Annotated in this window: 15 protein-coding genes; 12 read left to right on the top strand and 3 right to left on the bottom strand. The window is 60.1% G+C overall.

Going from position 1 to position 18035, the window contains the following annotated elements; translation table 11 throughout:
- Positions 1-5 precede the first annotated feature (5 nt).
- The 4 genes from GKKCFE_RS15925 (at position 6) to GKKCFE_RS15940 (ending at position 4683) form a co-directional block, all read left to right on the top strand.
- The gene (locus GKKCFE_RS15925; RefSeq protein ID WP_076383984.1) at positions 6-1355 is read left to right on the top strand and encodes an APC family permease; all 1350 of its coding nucleotides are present in this window, start codon (positions 6-8) and stop codon (positions 1353-1355) included.
- Between the two features lie 111 nt (positions 1356-1466).
- Entirely contained in the window at positions 1467-2483 is a 1017-nt protein-coding gene (locus GKKCFE_RS15930) for an arginine N-succinyltransferase (RefSeq protein ID WP_445576815.1), read from the top strand.
- Between the two features lie 61 nt (positions 2484-2544).
- A complete protein-coding gene (astA, locus tag GKKCFE_RS15935; protein WP_445576816.1) occupies positions 2545-3579 on the top strand; it encodes an arginine N-succinyltransferase in 1035 nt (344 codons plus the stop codon).
- 234 nt (positions 3580-3813) lie between these two features.
- Positions 3814-4683, top strand: a complete 870-nt coding sequence (locus tag GKKCFE_RS15940; protein ID WP_047228462.1) for an isocitrate lyase/PEP mutase family protein — start codon at positions 3814-3816, stop codon at positions 4681-4683.
- A gap of 73 nt (positions 4684-4756) precedes the next feature.
- Here the strand turns inward: GKKCFE_RS15940 and GKKCFE_RS15945 are convergent, their stop codons facing one another.
- Positions 4757-5986, bottom strand: a complete 1230-nt coding sequence (locus GKKCFE_RS15945; protein WP_445576817.1) for an acyl-CoA dehydrogenase — start codon at positions 5984-5986, stop codon at positions 4757-4759.
- A 178-nt stretch (positions 5987-6164) separates the two neighbouring features.
- Here GKKCFE_RS15945 and GKKCFE_RS15950 point away from each other — a divergent pair, with 178 nt between their 5' ends.
- From GKKCFE_RS15950 to GKKCFE_RS15960, 3 genes are all read left to right on the top strand, one after another.
- Complete coding sequence (locus GKKCFE_RS15950; protein WP_047228464.1) at positions 6165-7094, top strand: LysR family transcriptional regulator; 930 nt, start codon at positions 6165-6167, stop codon at positions 7092-7094.
- 192 nt (positions 7095-7286) lie between these two features.
- Positions 7287-7688: a MerR family transcriptional regulator gene (locus tag GKKCFE_RS15955; RefSeq protein WP_047228465.1), complete on the top strand. Its 402-nt coding sequence runs from the start codon at positions 7287-7289 to the stop codon at positions 7686-7688.
- 47 nt (positions 7689-7735) lie between these two features.
- Positions 7736-8635: a hydroxymethylglutaryl-CoA lyase gene (locus GKKCFE_RS15960; protein ID WP_288912735.1), complete on the top strand. Its 900-nt coding sequence runs from the start codon at positions 7736-7738 to the stop codon at positions 8633-8635.
- A gap of 629 nt (positions 8636-9264) precedes the next feature.
- On the opposite strand, the gene GKKCFE_RS15965 is transcribed toward GKKCFE_RS15960, so the two are convergent.
- A complete protein-coding gene (locus tag GKKCFE_RS15965; protein WP_076383982.1) occupies positions 9265-10962 on the bottom strand; it encodes an AMP-binding protein in 1698 nt (565 codons plus the stop codon).
- A gap of 187 nt (positions 10963-11149) precedes the next feature.
- On the opposite strand from GKKCFE_RS15965, the gene GKKCFE_RS15970 reads away from it, so the two are divergent.
- The 4 genes from GKKCFE_RS15970 (at position 11150) to GKKCFE_RS15985 (ending at position 16795) form a co-directional block, all read left to right on the top strand.
- Positions 11150-12313 carry an isovaleryl-CoA dehydrogenase gene (locus tag GKKCFE_RS15970; RefSeq protein WP_256232995.1) on the top strand — a complete coding sequence of 388 codons (1164 nt, stop codon included), beginning with the start codon at positions 11150-11152 and terminating at the stop codon, positions 12311-12313.
- Positions 12314-12412: 99 nt separating this feature from the next.
- Positions 12413-14017, top strand: coding sequence for a carboxyl transferase domain-containing protein (locus GKKCFE_RS15975; protein ID WP_288912745.1), 1605 nt, complete (start codon positions 12413-12415; stop codon positions 14015-14017).
- Positions 14018-14030: 13 nt separating this feature from the next.
- Complete coding sequence (locus tag GKKCFE_RS15980) at positions 14031-14846, top strand: gamma-carboxygeranoyl-CoA hydratase (protein WP_316911959.1); 816 nt, start codon at positions 14031-14033, stop codon at positions 14844-14846.
- On the top strand, positions 14846-16795 hold the full coding sequence (locus GKKCFE_RS15985) for an acetyl/propionyl/methylcrotonyl-CoA carboxylase subunit alpha (RefSeq protein ID WP_076383980.1): 1950 nt from the start codon (positions 14846-14848) through the stop codon (positions 16793-16795). The genes GKKCFE_RS15980 and GKKCFE_RS15985 overlap by 1 nt, the downstream gene beginning before the upstream one ends.
- 30 nt (positions 16796-16825) lie before the next feature.
- Here the strand turns inward: GKKCFE_RS15985 and GKKCFE_RS15990 are convergent, their stop codons facing one another.
- Positions 16826-17473, bottom strand: a complete 648-nt coding sequence (locus GKKCFE_RS15990; RefSeq protein ID WP_107322285.1) for a LexA family protein — start codon at positions 17471-17473, stop codon at positions 16826-16828.
- Positions 17474-17602: 129 nt separating this feature from the next.
- On the opposite strand from GKKCFE_RS15990, the gene GKKCFE_RS15995 reads away from it, so the two are divergent.
- Entirely contained in the window at positions 17603-17944 is a 342-nt protein-coding gene (locus GKKCFE_RS15995; RefSeq protein WP_445576818.1) for a DUF6124 family protein, read from the top strand.
- Positions 17945-18035: the final 91 nt, after the last annotated feature.

Genomic DNA, 18035 nt, shown 5'->3' on the forward strand with positions numbered 1-18035 from the left:
GGCTTATGAGTATCGAGGCATTTGGCTATAAACAGGAATTGAAGCGCAGCCTGTCGCTGACGGACCTGGTGGTGTACGGGATGATTTTCATGATCCCCATCGCACCGTTCGGCGTGTATGGCTACGTTAACGCCGAGGCGCCGGGGATGGTGCCGTTGGCGTATATCATCGGCATGGTGGCGATGCTCTTCACGGCCTTGAGCTACGGCAGCATGGCCAGAGCTTTTCCGGTGGCCGGCTCCGTCTATTCCTATGCGCAACGGGGCCTTAACCCACACGTGGGCTTCATCGCCGGTTGGCTGATGCTGCTGGACTACCTGCTGATCCCGCCCCTGCTCTATGTCTACGCCGCCATGGCGCTGAACCATCTGTACCCGGACGTTCCCAAGGTCGGTTTCATTCTGGCATTCCTGGTCAGCGCGACCTTCGTCAACCTGCGGGGCATCACCTTCACCGCACGGATGAATATCATTTTCCTGCTGGCGCAACTGATGGTGCTGGCCATTTTCCTGTTCTACGCCTGGAATGCCTTGCAAGGGGGCGCCGGTAACGGCCAACTGACCCTGGCGCCGCTGTACAGCCCGGAACGTTTTGATTTCGCGCTGTTGATGCAGGCCGTGTCTATCGCCGTGTTGTCGTTCCTGGGCTTCGATGCCATTTCCACCCTGGCCGAAGAAATCAAGAATGATCCGGGGCGCAGCGTGGGCAAGGCGGCTTTGATCACACTGCTGGTGATGGGGGTGATTTTCGTCGTGCAGACCTGGATTGCCACCGACCTGGCGGCCGGCATGGGCTTCAAGTCCGCCGATACCGCGTTTTATGAAATCGCCGAATTGGCGGCCGGCAGTTGGCTGGCCACTTTGACCGCCGTCGCCACGGCGCTGGCCTGGGGCGTGGCTGTGGCGATTACCTCGCAAGCAGCAGTGTCGCGCCTGTTGTTCGGCATGGCCCGGGACGGCAAGCTCCCCAAGGTGCTGGCCAAGGTCCATCCGAAACACAACACCCCATACTTGAGCATCTATCTGGTAGCAGTGCTGTCGCTGTTGATCTGCTACCTGTTCATCGATGCCGTGGACACCCTGACTTCCCTGGTCAATTTCGGCGCCTTGAGCGGCTTCATGTTGTTGCATATCACCGTGATCAACCATCACTGGCGCCGCCAGCGGTCCGGCCAAGTGATTCGCCACCTGATCTGCCCTTTGATCGGCTTCGCCATCGTCGCGGCCATCATGTACAACATGGGCGTGGATGCGCAGAAGCTCGGCTTGATATGGATTGCCGCAGGCCTGGTCTATCTGGCCGTGCTCAATAAGTTCGGCACCGATACTGCCCTGCCTGACCCTGCGGGACAGTGAGGATCGGCGGTCGAAGGGGTTCGACCAGCCGTCGTCACAATGCGTGGACATCGACAGTGATCGTCAAGCCCGGTGCATGTCACCGGGCTCTTTGGAAAAGGAGTGCAATCCATGCTGGCCTTACGTCCAGTTCAATTAAGCGACCTGCCGCAATTGCAGCAACTGGCCCGTGACAGCCTGGTGGGCGTCACATCGCTTCCCGACGATACCGAACGCCTGAGGGACAAAATCCTCGATTCATGTGCCTCGTTCGAGACCGACGTGCAGAGCCCGGGCGCAGAGAATTATTTCTTCGTCCTGGAGGACCTGGCATCCGGGCAATTGACCGGCTGTTCCGAGATTCTCGCCAGCACCGGCTGCAATGAACCGTTCTACAGCCTGCGGCATCGCCCGTTTACCAGCGAGTCCCGGGAACTGAACATCCAGCACGGCGTACCCGCGCTGTCGCTGTGCCAGGACCTCAATGGCCAGACGCTGCTGCGCGGTTTTCATATCGACGCCGGACGGGTACGCACGCCGGAATCGGAGTTGCTGTCCCGGGCGCGGCTGATGTTCATCGCCGCCCATCCGCAACGTTTTGCCGAATCGGTGATCACCGAGATCGTTGGTTTCAGCAGCGATGACGGTCAGTCGCCGTTCTGGGATGCCGTCGGCCAGCATTTTTTCGACCTGCCCTACGCCGAAGCCGAACGCTTGTGCGGTCTGCAGAGCCGCACCTTTCTCGCCGAACTGATGCCGCAATACCCGATTTATGTACCCATGCTGTCCCAGGCGGCCCAAGCCTGTATCGGCCGGGTGCATCCCGACGGCCAGGAAGCCTTCGACATCCTGGAACGCGCGGGTTTCGAAACCAACAGCTACGTGGATATCTTCGACGGCGGGCCGACGCTGCATGCTCGTGTGGCGAACATCCGCTCGATCACCCAAAGCCGAATAGCCACGGCCCGACAATGCTCAGACATTGACCTCGGCGGCCGCTTTCTGCTGAGCAACGACGGCCTGGAGAATTACCGGGCCATCGTGGCCGAGCTTGACGTCAGTGCCGAGGGCACCGTGTCCCTGACACCGCAGATGCTGGCAGCACTGGGTATCACCGACGGCGAGCGGGCCCGGGTGGTTGCGTTATGAACCTGACGCGATTCCTCACCTGGCATCAGCGCCCCGATTGGCACGATGAAGGAGCTGCATCATGATTGTGCGCCCGGTCGCTCTGACGGATCTGCCCGCCTTGCTGGACCTGGCCCATTGCGCGGGCCCCGGGTTCACCAGCCTACCGGCCAACGAAGAACGCCTGGCCCATCGAGTGCGCTGGGCCCAGCGCACCTTTGCCGGACAAGTCGAACGCGCCGATGCCGATTACCTGTTCGTGCTCGAGGACGATGACCGGCAAGTGGTCGGTATCAGCGCCCTGACCGGTGCGGTCGGGCTGCGTGAGCCCTGGTACAACTATCGAGTCGGGGTCACCGTCAGCTCCGCGCCTGAACTGGGCATCCAGCGGCAGATACCCACACTGTTCCTCAACAATGAGATGACCGGGCAATCGGAGATCTGCTCCTTGTTTCTGCATCCCGAACACCGCCGCGGCCATAACGGACGCCTGCTGTCCCTGGCGCGCTTGCTGTTCGTGGCCGAGTTTTCCCAGCTGTTCGGTGAAAAACTGATCGCCGAATTGCGAGGACACGCCGACGAGCACGGCTGTTCACCGTTCTGGGACAGCCTGGGCCGGCACTTCTTCCAGAAAGACTTCAGCTACGCCGACCAATTGTCCGGCATGGGCAACAAATCCTTCATCGCCGAGCTGATGCCGCGCCAGCCCCTGTACACCTGCCTGCTCACCGAACAGGCCCAGGCGGCTATCGGCAGGGCCCACCCGAATACCGAGCCGGCCCTGAAAATCCTCGGCGCCGAGGGTTTTACCCATAAAGGCTACATCGACATTTTCGATGGCGGCCCGGTGATCGAAGCGCCAGTGGCGAAAATCCGGACCGTGCGCGACAGCCAGTCGCTGACCCTGGCCATCGGCACACCGGACGAACAGGCACCGGTCTGGCTGATCCATAACCGACGGCTGGCGAGTTGCCGCGTTACCAGTGCCCGAGCCCACCAGCACGGTCACAGCCTGCTGGTGGACCGTCTCACGGCCAAACGTCTGCAAATGCAACCAGGTGACACGGTGCGCGCCGTGGCGTTGCTTCAACAGGGGCGGCAAGCGGCGGCGGCATAGGCTGGGTTCGAGCACAAATACCTTACCCACTGACACGCATTAACCTCCGCCCCCTTTGCCTGCACCTTGGTCAGCTCGATCATCGCTGACAGCCTGTCGGGATCCTCTGCAATCCGGCACACACATAGCCCATGCACATTCGTCATCATCTTTAAGCCTTGCGCGTGATAGCCTTTGGATCTTTCGGCGTTGACACTTTTGCTCAAGCCTTTCCATTCCAATGGTGGAACTCATATGCCCAGGCTTTCCCATCAAGACTTGCGTCGCAACTTTCGCCAACTGCTGGCGAGCGAAACCTGCTATCACACCGCCTCGGTGTTTGATCCGATGTCAGCGCGCATCGCCGCCGACCTGGGTTTTGAAGTAGGGATACTGGGAGGTTCGGTCGCGTCGCTGCAAGTGTTGGGGGCGCCGGACTTTGCCCTCATCACACTCAGCGAATTCGCCGAGCAGGCCACGCGCATTGGCCGCGTAGCCCAACTGCCGGTAATTGCCGACGCCGATCACGGCTATGGCAACGCCCTGAACGTGATGCGCACCATCATCGAGCTCGAACGCGCCGGGGTGGCGGCCCTGACCATCGAAGACACGCTGCTGCCGGCCCAGTTCGGGCGCAAATCCACCGACCTGATCGGCGTCGCCGAAGGTGTCGGCAAGATTCGCGCAGCGCTGGAAGCCCGGGTCGACCCGGAAATGGCGATCATTGCCCGCACCAACGCCGGGATCCTACCGGTCCAGGAAATCATCAGTCGGACCCAGCAATACGAACGTGCCGGCGCCGACGGGATTTGCATGGTGGGTGTGCAGGACTTCGACCACCTGGCGCAGATCAGCGAAAACCTGAGCGTGCCGTTGATGCTCGTCACCTATGGCAATCCGTTGCTGCGTGACGACAAACGCCTGGCGGAACTCGGCGTGCGCGTCACCATCGATGGTCACGGTGCCTACTTCGCCGCGATCAAGGCCACCTATGACAGCCTGCGCGAACAGCGGCAGATCTTCACCCAGGCGTCAGACCTGAGCGCCACCGAGCTGACCCACACTTACACCCAGCCCGAGGATTACATCCGTTGGGCCGAGGAATATATGAGCGTCAAGGAGTAAGCGAGCTCCCCCCCACAAGATGAGCCTGTGGAAGCAAGCTTTGCTCCCACAAAGGCTCATGGTGGGCTACTTCCTAGCGGCCGCTGCGCAACATCTCCTTGGGCACGTACTTGCCGATTTCGAACTTGCCGATGGCGGCGCGGTGTACTTCATCCGGGCCGTCGGCCAGGCGCAAGGTGCGTTGCATGGCGTACATGTAGGCCAGCGGGAAATCGTTGGAAACCCCTGCCCCGCCGTGGATCTGGATGGCCCGGTCGATGACCTTCAAGGCCACGTTCGGCGCAACGACCTTGATCTGGGCGATCTCACTCTTGGCGACCTTGTTACCGACGGTGTCCATCATGTACGCCGCTTTCAAGGTCAGCAGGCGCGCCATGTCGATTTCCATCCGTGAATCGGCGATCTTGTCGACGTTGCCGCCCAGGCGCGCCAACGGCTGGCCGAAGGCGGTGCGGCTGACGGCACGTTTGCACATCAACTCCAATGCACGCTCGGCCATGCCGATGGAACGCATGCAGTGGTGGATCCGGCCCGGGCCGAGGCGACCCTGGGCAATTTCAAAACCGCGCCCTTCGCCCAGCAAGACGTTTTCGTACGGCACCCGAACATTGTCGAACAGCACTTCGGCGTGGCCGTGAGGCGCATCGTCGTAGCCGAATACCGGCAGCGGACGTACGATTTTTACCCCTGGCGTGTCCACCGGCACCAGAATCATCGAGTGCTGGGCATGACGCGGCGCGTCGGGGTTGCTCAGGCCCATGAAGATCAGAATCTTGCAGCGCGGATCACAGGCCCCGGAGGTCCACCACTTCTTGCCGTTGATCACCCACTCGTCGCCATCGCGCTCGGCGCGGGCGGCCATGTTGGTGGCGTCCGAAGAAGCAACGTCCGGCTCGGTCATGGCGAAGGCCGAGCGGATCTCGCCGCGCAGCAGCGGTTCCAGCCAGCGTTGTTTCTGTTCTTCATTGGCGTAACGCACCAGCACTTCCATGTTGCCCGTGTCCGGCGCCGAGCAGTTGAACGGCTCCGGCCCCAGCAACGAACGGCCCATGATCTCTGCCAACGGCGCGTATTCGAGGTTGGTCAGGCCAGCGCCCAGCTCAGACTCGGGCAGGAACAGATTCCACAGCCCTTCGGCTTGGGCCTTGGCCTTGAGCTCTTCCATGATGGCGGTGGGCTGCCAGCGGTCGCCTTCGGCCACTTGTCGTTCGAACACTGCTTCAGCCGGGTATACGTAGGCGTCCATGAACGCGGTGACACGTTCACGCAGTTCCTGAACCTTGGGGGAATACGCAAAATCCATGAGAAGCACCTTCTTGGCAGAGGTTGTTTTTAGGTCATGAAATCGATGCTAGTTCAGCTACGAAAATTTACCTAACCTATTCTCGGCGTGTATTAACATTCATCACCGATATATGGTTCACTGATTTGCATCGCCACCCGGCACCTCACAACAAGCCCAAGAACAAGAGTGCAGCGCCATGAATCTGAGCAAGGTCGACCTCAACCTTTTTATCGTTTTTGACGCGATCTACACCGAAGCCAACCTGACCCGCGCCGGACAGATCGTCGGCATCACTCAGCCGGCGGTGTCCAATGCCCTGGCGCGTTTGCGTGAGACCTTCAATGACCCGCTGTTCGTGCGCACGGCCCAGGGCATGGTGCCCACGCCCATGGCCCAGAACATCATTGGCCCGGTGCGCAATGCCTTATCGTTGCTGCGAGTGTCGGTGCAGGAAAGCCGGATTTTCAATCCGCTGCAGGCGGTCAAGACCTACCGCATCAGCATGACCGACCTCACCGAAGGCGTGATCCTGCCTCTGTTGTTCCAGCGCCTGCGACGCCTGGCGCCGACCGTGGCCATCGAGAGCTTCCTGTCCAAGCGCCGTGAAACCACCAAGGAACTGGCCGCCGGTCGCCTCGACTTCGCCGTCGACGCGCCACTCAATACCGACCCGCAAGTGCGCCACGTCAAGCTAATGGAAGACCGGTACGTGTGCGCCATGCGCAAGGGGCACCCACTGGCGGGCAAGGAAAAAATCAGCCTCGATGATTACCTGGCCCAGACTCATGTGCATATTTCCAGCCGCCGTAACGGTCTGGGTTATGTCGACCTGGCCCTGGGCAAGATGGGCATCCAGCGCAAGATCGCCCTACGCTCCCAGCATTACTTGATGGCGTCCCAGGTGTTGCAACAGACCGACATGGTCATGACCGTCCCCGAGCGCTTTGCCCGTCGTCACGATCTGCATGCCTTCGTGTTGCCGGTCAACGATGTGCCCCCCGTGGAAACCCATCTCTACTGGCATGAAAGCACCGACCAGGACCCGGCCAATCGCTGGATGCGCGAACAGATGATCGAGCTGTGCCAGCAGGTGACGGCGCATGAGAAGAAGCTCGACAAGGTTTAGGCGATCAAAATTGTGGGAGCGAGCCTGCTCGCGATGGCGCCGGGTCAGTCAACATTAATGCTGACAGGTATACCGCTATCGCGAGCAGGCTCGCTCCCACAAGGGGTGTGTCTGCATTGGGATCTGATTGCTTGACGTGAACGTCAACCTGCCATTAGCTTAGCGCCAGCCCCTTTCGTTTCGAGCGCTTCCATGAGCAGCCAGACCTACAGCATCTCCGACCTCGCCCGCGAACTGGATATCACCACCCGGGCCATCCGCTTCTATGAAGAGCAAGGCCTGCTGAGCCCGGAGCGACGTGGCCAGGAACGCATTTATTCGCCTCGGGACAAGGTCAGCCTGAAGCTGATCCTGCGGGGCAAGCGCATCGGTTTTTCCCTGGCCGAGTGCCGTGAACTGATCGAACTCTACGACCCCACCAGCGGCAACCAGAAACAACTGCACAGCATGCTGGCGAAGATCACCGAACGTCGGGAACAGCTCGAACAGCAACTGCTGGACATCGAACAGATGAAGCTGGAACTCGACACCGCCGAAGAACGCTGCATCCAGGCCCTGGAGCAGACGATCAAAGGTCAGGAAACCGTGCAGTAATCATCGTCATCCTCTTGATACTGGCAGCCCACTACAGGTCAATCCCCATGTCCCTTCCCTCCTTTGTACGCCTGATTGAAGTTGGCCCTCGCGACGGCCTGCAGAATGAAGCACAACCCATCAGTGTCGCCGACAAGGTGCACCTGGTGGATGCCCTGAGCGCCGCCGGCCTGGGTTATATCGAAGTCGGCAGTTTTGTCTCGCCCAAGTGGGTACCGCAAATGGCCGGCTCCGCCGAGGTGTTCGCGCAGATACAGCGCAAACCCGGCGTCACCTATGGCGCCCTGGCGCCGAACCTGCGGGGTTTTGAAGACGCGCTGGCAGCCGGCGTGAAAGAGGTCGCCGTGTTCGCCGCCGCGTCCGAGGCGTTCTCCCAGCGCAACATCAACTGTTCCATCAAGGAAAGCCTTGAGCGCTTTGCGCCGATCATGGAAGCCGCCCGGCAGAACGGTGTCAGCGTGCGCGGTTACGTCTCCTGCGTGCTGGGCTGCCCGTACGAAGGCGCGGTCAAGCCCGAACAAGTGGCGTGGGTCGCCCGCGAACTGTACGCAATGGGCTGCTACGAGGTGTCCTTGGGGGACACCATCGGCACCGGCACCGCTGGCGCCACACGCAAGATGTTCGAGGTGGTTTCGGCTGAAGTGCCCAGGGACAAGCTCGCCGGGCACTTCCACGATACCTACGGCCAAGCCATGGCCAACGTCTACGCCAGTCTGCTGGAAGGCATCGCCGTGTTCGACAGTTCTGTCGCAGGCCTGGGCGGTTGCCCGTATGCCAAGGGCGCCAGCGGTAACGTTGCCACCGAAGACGTGTTGTACCTGCTCAATGGCCTGGGCATTGAAACTGGCGTCGACCTGGACGCACTGATGGCTGCCGGCCAGCAGATCTGTGACGTACTGGGTCGCCCTACCGGTTCGCGGGTAGCCAAGGCGCGCGCCGCACAGTGAGGTGTTACCGCTCCCGGTGTAACAGCTACGAAACGAGTAACACGGAAACAATTTGTCAGGTCTGGACGGGCGGATATTTCCGACAAAAAGCCCAAGTCATTGATTTATAAAGCATTCATAAAAGTTGGCACGCACCCTGCTATACCTTTGGCATAACAAAAATAAAAAATGCGATACACCCAATAAAAACAAGACGAAACGACTCTGACATAACAAAAACAACACGACAGAGGCGCAGCTAACAGATTTTTTTGGAGAAGATGGGCTTTTCAGGGTGCTTTCAGGAGCAACCCGCAACCGGGCAGAGAACAATAAAACTACCTTCAGGTAGCCCCCGAATCGGTTGGATCGCGAAGCGAAAAAGCAGGTCAGCGCTCAAAAAAATACGTTTGCTCTTGATCCCGGATGGGGATCACCAAAACAGCGGTAAAGGGTCACGGCTACTAAAAACAACAACAGGCCGCCCCTCAATAATAAAAAAAAGAGCACGTAACGACAAAATTAAAGGGGAGCTTCGGCTCCCCTTTGTGCTATCTGGGATTTGGGTTTTCCGCGCCGATGTGTCAGCCATATCACCTTGGTTGACACACCGCATTCGCGAGCAAGCCCGCTCCCACAGGGGATTTTTCTCAGCTTTCCTTTTCGCGCAGTTCTTCAATGCTGATTTCGCGCATGCGGAACTTCTGGATCTTGCCGGTCACGGTCATCGGGAACTCCTCGACGAACTTGAAATGACGTGGCGTCTTGAAGTGGGCAATGCGCTCTTTGCACCAGGCCTGCAACGCTTGCTCGGTGGCGCTGTGGCCGGGATGGAACTTGATCCAGGCGACGATTTCTTCACCGTAGCGCGAGCACGGAATGCCGATCACTTGCACATCAGCCACTGCGGGGTGGGTGAAGAAAAATTCTTCCAGCTCACGCGGGTAAATGTTCTCACCGCCTCGGATGATCATGTCCTTGTTGCGTCCGACGATGCAGACATAACCCTGTTCGTTCATGGTCGCCAGGTCGCCGGTGTGCATCCAGCCGTCCTGATCGATGGCGTCAGCAGTGCCGCTGGGGTTGTCCCAGTAGCCGAGCATCACGCTGTAGCCACGGGTACACAACTCGCCGATGGTGCCACGGGCAACGATATTGCCGGCCTCGTCGACGATCTTGCTCTCCAACTGCGGCTGGGTACGGCCAACGGTGGTCACGCGCAATTCCAGTTCGTCTGAAGGACCGGTCTGCAACGACACAGGACTGGTTTCCGTCATGCCGTAGGCAATCTGCACTTCGGCCATGTGCATCTCGTTGATGACCCGGCGCATCACCTCAATAGGGCAAGTGGCCCCGGCCATGATCCCGGTGCGCAGGCTGGACAAATCAAAATCGCCTCGTTGCGGCTGGTCCAGCATGGCGATGAACATGGTGGGCACGCCATACAGCGCCGTGGCTTTTTCTTCGGCCACGGTACGCAGGGTCAGCAACGGATCGAAGGCGTCGTTGGGGTAGATCATGGTGCTGCCGTGGGTCATGCAGCCCAGATTGCCCATGACCATGCCGAAACAATGGTAGAGCGGTACCGGGATCACCAGCCGGTCGCTCGCCGTCAGACCCAGGCTTTCGCCGACCATGTAACCATTGTTGAGGATGTTGTGATGGCTGAGGGTCGCGCCCTTGGGGAACCCGGTGGTGCCGGAAGTGTACTGGATATTCACCGGGTCATCATGATGCAGGCTGGCCTGGCGCTCGACCAGTTGCTCAGGCAAAACCGCAGCGCCAAGGGCTGCCAGTTGTGACCAGGGTAAAAAGCCTGACGGTGGTTGGGCGTCCAGACTGATCACGCCTCGTAGCAGCGGCAGACGCTCGCTGTGCAACTGGCCTATCGATTGCTCCGCCAGTTCAGGCGCGAGCGCTTGCACCATGGCGTGATAATCCGAAGTTTTGAACGCTGCGGCGCAGACCAGCCATTGGCAACCTGACTGCTTGAGCACGTATTCGAGTTCGGAACTGCGATACGCCGGGTTGATGTTGACCAGAATGACACCGATCTTCGCACTGGCGAACTGGCTGATGCACCACTGAGCACAGTTGGGGGCCCACACGCCAAGACGGTCGCCGGCTTTCAAGCCCAGCGCCAACAGGGCTCGGGCATGCAAGTCGACGGCTTCGGCCAGTTGCCGCCAGGTATAACGCAGCGATTGATGGCGAACCACCAACGCCTCGCCATCGGGATACCGGGCCACAGTCTGATCAAAGGCCTCGCCGATGGTGTGCGCCAGCAGAGTCTTGTCCTGGGAGCCGCGGGTGTAGCTGAGCTGCGATTGCGAACCGGGTTGATCCATGATGACCCCTCTTGTCTTTATTAGTGGGTGTATCGGTGAACCTGCTGACTCAAGCGCACTTACTTTGGCGTAAGTTGACGTTAACGTAAAGGGTGATTGACAGCCATTCGTCACAGGCTTACGTTAACGTAAAGGTGAGAGCCCATCCCCCCTCTCCACACCCGACAAAAAATCCAAAAGGTGTCCCATGAGCTACCCATCCCTGAACTTTGCCCTCGGCGAAACCATCGACATGCTCCGTGATCAGGTGCAGGCCTTCGTCAAAGCTGAGCTAGCGCCACGGGCCGCCCAGATAGACATCGACAACCTGTTCCCTGCCGACATGTGGCGCAAATTCGGCGACATGGGCCTGCTGGGCATCACCGTCCCGGAAGAATATGGCGGCGCTGGCCTGGGTTATCTGGCCCACGTGGTGACAATGGAAGAAATCAGCCGCGGCTCGGCCTCGGTCGCCCTCTCCTACGGCGCCCACTCCAACCTCTGCGTCAACCAGATCAACCGCAACGGCAATCACGAACAGAAAACCAAGTACCTGCCCAAGCTGATCAGCGGCGAACACATCGGCGCACTGGCCATGAGCGAACCCAACGCCGGCTCTGACGTGGTGTCGATGAAGTTGCGGGCCGACAAGCGCGGCGACCACTACGTGCTCAACGGCAGCAAGACCTGGATCACCAACGGTCCCGACGCCAACACCTACGTGATCTACGCCAAGACTGACCTGGAAAAAGGCCCCCACGGTATTACTGCTTTCATCGTCGAGCGCGACTGGAAAGGCTTCAGTCGCAGCAACAAATTCGACAAGCTCGGCATGCGCGGCTCCAACACCTGCGAGTTGTTTTTCGATGACGTCGAAGTCCCGGAAGAAAACATCCTCGGGGTGCTCAACGGCGGCGTGAAAGTATTGATGAGCGGCCTCGATTACGAGCGTGTCGTGCTGTCGGGCGGCCCTACCGGGATCATGCAGGCCTGCATGGACCTGATCGTGCCGTACATCCACGACCGCAAGCAGTTCGGCCAGAGCATCGGCGAATTCCAGTTGATCCAGGGCAAAGTCGCGGACATGTACACCCAACTCAACGCCAGCCGAGCCTATCTCTATGCCGTGGCCCAAGCCTGCGAGCGCGGCGAAACCACCCGCAAGGACGCCGCCGGGGTCATCCTCTACAGCGCCGAACGCGCCACGCAGATGGCCCTCGACGCGATCCAGATTCTGGGGGGTAACGGCTACATCAATGAATTCCCCGCCGGTCGCCTGCTGCGTGACGCCAAGCTGTACGAAATCGGTGCTGGTACCAGTGAGATTCGTCGGATGTTGATCGGTCGTGAACTGTTCAACGAGACGAAATGAATTTCGTCAGCTACAAGCGACAAGCTTAAAGCAGCAAGAGAACCGCGCTCTTGCCTGCAGCTTGTGGCTCGTGGCTTATAGCTGCTACGGAGTAGCCCTATGATTCTGCATACCCAGCTCAATCCGCGCTCAGCGGAATTTATTGCCAACCGCGAGGCGATGCTCAAACAGGTCGACGCTTTGCACACCCTGCTCGCTCAGGTTCAACAAGGTGGCGGCCCCAAGGCGCAGGAGCGCCACACCTCGCGGGGCAAACTGCTGCCCCGTGAGCGCATCAATCGCTTGCTCGATCCGGGTTCGCCGTTTCTCGAGATCAGCCAATTGGCAGCTTACGAGGTGTATGGCGAAGACGTGCCGGCCGCTGGCGTGATTGCCGGGATCGGCCGGGTGGAAGGCGTCGAGTGCATGATTGTCGCCAACGATGCCACCGTAAAAGGTGGTTCGTATTACCCGCTGACCGTGAAAAAGCACCTGCGCGCCCAGACCATCGCTCAACAGAACCGTTTGCCGTGCATATACCTGGTGGACTCCGGCGGCGCCAACCTGCCGCGCCAGGACGAAGTGTTTCCCGACCGTGAGCACTTCGGGCGGATCTTCTTCAATCAGGCGAACATGAGCGCCATGGGCATTCCACAAATTGCCGTGGTCATGGGCTCCTGCACCGCCGGTGGCGCCTATGTGCCGGCGATGGCCGACGAAGCGATCATGGTTCGCCAGCAAGCCACGATCTTCCTGGCCGGCCCACCGCTGGTGAAAGCGGCCACCGGAGAGGTGGTCAGTGCTGAAGACCTGGGCGGTGCCGATGTGCACTGCAAGATCTCCGGCGTCGCCGATCACTACGCCGACAGCGATGAACACGCCCTGGCCATTGCCCGCCGCAGCATTGCCAACCTCAACTGGCACAAGCTCGGCGAAGTGCAGCAACGTGCCCCCATCGCCCCGCTGTATTCGAGCGACGAGCTGTACGGCGTGGTTTCGGCGGACGCCAAGCAGCCGTTTGACGTGCGTGAAGTGATTGCGCGGCTGGTGGACGGTTCGGTGTTCGATGAGTTCAAGGCGCTGTTCGGGACGACGCTGGTCTGCGGTTTTGCTCACTTGCACGGCTACCCGATCGCGATTCTCGCCAACAATGGCATCCTCTTCGCCGAAGCCGCGCAAAAAGGCGCGCACTTTATCGAGCTGGCCTGTCAACGCGGTATCCCGCTGCTGTTCCTGCAAAACATCACGGGGTTCATGGTCGGGCAGAAATACGAAGCCGGCGGCATTGCCAAACACGGCGCGAAGCTGGTGACGGCGGTGGCCTGCGCCAAGGTGCCGAAATTCACGGTCATCATCGGCGGTAGCTTTGGTGCCGGCAACTATGGCATGTGCGGCCGCGCCTACGACCCACGGTTCCTGTGGATGTGGCCGAATGCGCGGATTGGCGTGATGGGTGCCGAACAGGCCGCCGGCGTACTGGTGCAGGTCAAGCGCGAACAGGCCGAACGTAGCGGCCATCCGTTCAGCGCCGCCCAGGAAGCTGAAATCAAACAACCGATTCTCGATCAGTACGAAGAGCAGGGCCACCCCTACTATTCCAGCGCGAGGCTGTGGGACGACGGGGTCATCGACCCCGCCCAGACCCGCGATGTACTGGGCCTGGCCTTGTCCGCGTCGTTGAACGCGCCCATCGAACCGAGCCGCTTCGGCGTGTTCCGGATGTAAACGGGGAATGCACATGGATAACTTCAACACCCTCGAATTGCTCAGAGACCCCCGCGGCTTTGCGACCTTGTGGCTCAGCCGTGAGCAGAAAAACAACGCGTTCAACGCCGAAATGATCCGCGAGCTGATCCTTGCCCTGGACCATGTCAGCAGTGATCCGAACCTGCGTTTTCTGCTGATCCGTGGTCGCGGTAAACACTTCAGCGCCGGTGCCGACCTGGCCTGGATGCAGCAGTCGGCCGAACTCGATTACCACACCAACCTGGACGACGCCCGGGAACTGGCGGAGCTGATGTACAACCTCGCCAAGTTGAAAATTCCTACCGTGGCGGTGGTCCAGGGCGCAGCGTTTGGCGGTGCGCTGGGGCTGATCAGCGCCTGCGACATGGCCATTGGCGCTGATCAAGCGCAGTTCTGTCTGTCGGAAGTACGCATTGGCCTGGCGCCGGCGGTGATCAGCCCGTTCGTGGTGCAAGCCATCGGAGAGCGGGCCGCGCGGCGTTACGCCCTGACCGCGGAACGCTTCGACGGACAACGGGCAAAAGAAATCGGTCTGCTGTCGGAAAGTTACCCGGCCGAAACACTGGACCAGCAGGTCGAACAATGGGTCGACAACCTGTTGCTCAACAGTCCGGCGGCCATGCGCGCCAGCAAGGAACTGTTGCGTGAAGTCGGCAACGGCGCCCTCACACCTGCATTGCGGCGCTACACCGAAAACGCCATCGCCCGCATCCGCGTCAGTGCGCAAGGCCAGGAAGGTTTACGAGCGTTCCTGCAAAAGCGCTCGCCCAGCTGGCAGGCCGAATCGAACAACAAGGAGCCGCGTTGATGAGCGCCCCCATCCTCACCACGTTGCTGGTGGCCAACCGTGGTGAAATCGCTTGTCGCGTGATGCGCACCGCCAAGGCCATGGGGCTGACCACAGTGGCCGTCCACAGCGCCACCGACCGCGATGCCCGTCACAGCCGTGAAGCCGATATCCGCGTTGACCTGGGCGGTAGCAAGGCCGCTGACAGCTATTTGCAAATCGACAAACTGATCGACGCGGCCAAGACCAGCGGCGCCCAGGCCATCCATCCCGGGTATGGTTTTCTTTCGGAAAATGCCGGGTTCGCCCGGGCCATCGAAAACGCCGGCTTGATCTTCCTCGGCCCGCCCGCCTCGGCCATCGATGCCATGGGCAGCAAGTCCGCCGCCAAAGCCCTCATGGAAACCGCCGGTGTGCCTCTGGTGCCCGGTTATCACGGCGAAGCCCAGGACCTGGAGACCTTCCGCGACGCCTGCGAACGCATTGGCTATCCGGTACTGCTCAAGGCCACTGCCGGTGGCGGCGGCAAAGGCATGAAAGTGGTCGAGGACGTCAGCCAACTGGCCGAAGCCCTGGCTTCGGCCCAGCGTGAAGCGCAATCGTCGTTTGGCGATTCGCGGATGCTGGTGGAAAAATATCTGCTCAAGCCACGGCACGTGGAAATCCAGATCTTTGCCGATCAGCACGGCAACTGTCTGTACCTCAATGAGCGTGATTGCTCGATCCAGCGTCGGCATCAGAAAGTGGTGGAAGAAGCCCCTGCCCCCGGCCTCACCCCACAACTGCGGCGTGCCATGGGCGAAGCCGCCGTGCGCTCGGCTCAAGCCATCGGTTATGTCGGTGCCGGTACCGTGGAGTTTTTGCTGGATGCACGCGGCGAATTTTTCTTCATGGAGATGAACACGCGCCTGCAAGTCGAACACCCGGTCACCGAAGCCATTACCGGCCTCGATCTGGTGGCATGGCAGATTCGCGTGGCACGTGGCGAGCGGCTTCCCATGACACAGGAGCAAGTGCCCCTGTTGGGCCACGCTATCGAAGTGCGCCTGTACGCCGAAGACCCGGCCAACGACTTCCTGCCGGCTACCGGGCGCCTGGCGTTGTATCGCGAGTCGAGTGCGGCACCGGGTCGTCGGGTCGACAGCGGCGTGGAGGAAGGCGATGAGATTTCACCGTTCTACGACCCGATGCTCGGCAAGCTGATTGCCTGGGGCGAGGATCGTGAACAGGCGCGGTTGCGGCTTTTGAGCATGCTCGACGAGTTTGCCATCGGCGGGCTGAAAACCAACATCGGATTTCTACGACGCATCGTGGCCCACCCCGCCTTTGCGGCGGCGGAGCTGGACACTGGATTTATCCCACGTTACCAGACGCAACTATTGCCAGAGCCCGGCGAATTGGATGACGACTTCTGGCTCGCGGCGGCCCATGGCTTCGCCTTGAGTCTGACGCCGCATGCACGGTCCGATGACGCCAACTCACCTTGGGCCAACACCGCCGGACTGCGTCTGGGGCTGCCAAGACAGACCACTGTGCACCTTAGCTGTGAGGGCCAGGATCGAGCATTGACCCTGGACGTCACGGCTGGTCGTACAGAATTCCGGGGTGAGCAACTGGTGACCGAGCACAATGGCCTGCGGCGCAGGCATCGCGCCATTCGCCAGGGCGACAGCCTGTATCTGCAATGGGAAGGTGACCTGCACCGAGTCGACGTGTACGACCCGCTGGCCGCCGCCGAAGCCAGCCACAGCCACCAAGGCGGCCTGACCGCCCCCATGAACGGCAGTATCGTTCGGGTGCTGGTGAGCGCCGGTCAGACGGTGGAAGCCGGGGCGCAACTGGTGGTATTGGAAGCGATGAAAATGGAGCACAGCATTCGCGCGCCCCAAGCCGGTGTGATCAAGGCACTGTATTGCCAGGAAGGTGAAATGGTCAGCGAGGGCTGCGCGTTGGTGGAGTTCGAAGAGTAAGTATCGGCCCGCTCCCACGGGCCGACCCAGTCAGAACCTGATGGTGGCCTGCACGACCACACCGATGATGCGGCATTGCTCGGTGTACAGGGTTTTCGGGTAGGTGGGATTGAGCGGGACCAGGTAACGCTGCCCGCTCTCTTCAATCAACTTGCGAAAGGTGGCGTCACTGCTGTCAGGCAATTGGGCAACCACCAGTTTGCCTGGCACCGCGTCAATGGCCGGGTCCACCAGGATCGACATACCCTCGGGAATGCTCAACCCGCTGGGTGACGTCATCGCATCTCCCACCACCACGAGCCAGAATGCGTCCCCCTGAGCGTGATAGTCCGTCAGCTCATAGCGCGCCTGGCTGTAGGACGCCAGATCGCCTTCGCGAATCCCGCCTACCTCGCTCCAATCACTTACCGGGTAGCGGAAGTACGGATTGTACTTCTGCGCCAAGGCCATGCCTTCCTCGGTGGAGGTGTCCGGCTCGCGGATCACCATCGCCACTTCCAGAAACTCCAGCCCCAGCTCCCGCAGGACCCGGTTCATGTCGTCGACACTGGGTTGCCGGCGCTTGGTCAGCCAATGGCCGACGCCGCCCTGGGACATCCCCAAACGTTCTGCGAGCACCACTTGCGTGATGCGCAGCTCCTTCATCTTGGCCTTGACCAACTCTATCCATTTATCCATGAGCGGCACGATACTTGGCTGGCTCCGACCATCAAAACACAAAATGTAGTATTTAAATTATCGTCACAATTACGATAGGTACTATTCTGGATTCAGGATTTCAGCCCCTACACGGAGAATCTAGACACCATGTACAGACTCAACAACGATGAGCCCACCCGCCCTTTCGACAGTACACTCACCTCGCTGAAGGACTGCCCGGCGGCCCAACGCGCTCTGGACTACTACTTGAAACCGGGTATGTCGGAAGCGCCTGCAGAACATCGCTTCTTCGACGTAAACCGCAACATCAGCGCAGAAGAGGCCTTGGTTCATGCTTGCGACCTGCTGCGCTGTGCGGCCGCCACCGCCCAGGAATCCGCCAGCCGACTACAAGGGTCGAGCCGCGACCTGGCTTTTTCAGTGGTGCATATGATTGATCTGGTCAAGGTGATGCTTGACCGGTCACTGGATGGCTACCCTACTCGCTAGGCGTAACACTTGGGAATGGCACCGCGAATGCGGGACCAGGAAAATATTTTCCAATAGGCAGGATAAAAACATTTGACTTGCAAATGATAAT

It is taken from the genome of Pseudomonas sp. E141 (genome assembly GCF_052659885.1).

Excerpts from the sequence above, each read along its gene's own strand:
- GKKCFE_RS15985 (WP_076383980.1), top strand. The coding sequence starts at position 14,846 with ATGAGCGCCCCCATCCTCACCACGTTGCTGGTGGCCAACCGTGGTGAA.
- GKKCFE_RS15950 (WP_047228464.1), top strand. The coding sequence starts at position 6,165 with ATGAATCTGAGCAAGGTCGACCTCAACCTTTTTATCGTTTTTGACGCG.
- GKKCFE_RS15955 (WP_047228465.1), top strand. The coding sequence starts at position 7,287 with ATGAGCAGCCAGACCTACAGCATCTCCGACCTCGCCCGCGAACTGGAT.
- GKKCFE_RS15995 (WP_445576818.1), top strand. The coding sequence starts at position 17,603 with ATGTACAGACTCAACAACGATGAGCCCACCCGCCCTTTCGACAGTACA.
- GKKCFE_RS15925 (WP_076383984.1), top strand. The coding sequence starts at position 6 with ATGAGTATCGAGGCATTTGGCTATAAACAGGAATTGAAGCGCAGCCTG.
- GKKCFE_RS15990 (WP_107322285.1), bottom strand. The coding sequence starts at position 17,473 with ATGGATAAATGGATAGAGTTGGTCAAGGCCAAGATGAAGGAGCTGCGC.
- GKKCFE_RS15960 (WP_288912735.1), top strand. The coding sequence starts at position 7,736 with ATGTCCCTTCCCTCCTTTGTACGCCTGATTGAAGTTGGCCCTCGCGAC.
- GKKCFE_RS15970 (WP_256232995.1), top strand. The coding sequence starts at position 11,150 with ATGAGCTACCCATCCCTGAACTTTGCCCTCGGCGAAACCATCGACATG.
- GKKCFE_RS15945 (WP_445576817.1), bottom strand. The coding sequence starts at position 5,986 with ATGGATTTTGCGTATTCCCCCAAGGTTCAGGAACTGCGTGAACGTGTC.
- GKKCFE_RS15930 (WP_445576815.1), top strand. The coding sequence starts at position 1,467 with ATGCTGGCCTTACGTCCAGTTCAATTAAGCGACCTGCCGCAATTGCAG.
- GKKCFE_RS15940 (WP_047228462.1), top strand. The coding sequence starts at position 3,814 with ATGCCCAGGCTTTCCCATCAAGACTTGCGTCGCAACTTTCGCCAACTG.
- GKKCFE_RS15965 (WP_076383982.1), bottom strand. The coding sequence starts at position 10,962 with ATGGATCAACCCGGTTCGCAATCGCAGCTCAGCTACACCCGCGGCTCC.
- GKKCFE_RS15980 (WP_316911959.1), top strand. The coding sequence starts at position 14,031 with ATGGATAACTTCAACACCCTCGAATTGCTCAGAGACCCCCGCGGCTTT.
- astA (WP_445576816.1), top strand. The coding sequence starts at position 2,545 with ATGATTGTGCGCCCGGTCGCTCTGACGGATCTGCCCGCCTTGCTGGAC.
- GKKCFE_RS15975 (WP_288912745.1), top strand. The coding sequence starts at position 12,413 with ATGATTCTGCATACCCAGCTCAATCCGCGCTCAGCGGAATTTATTGCC.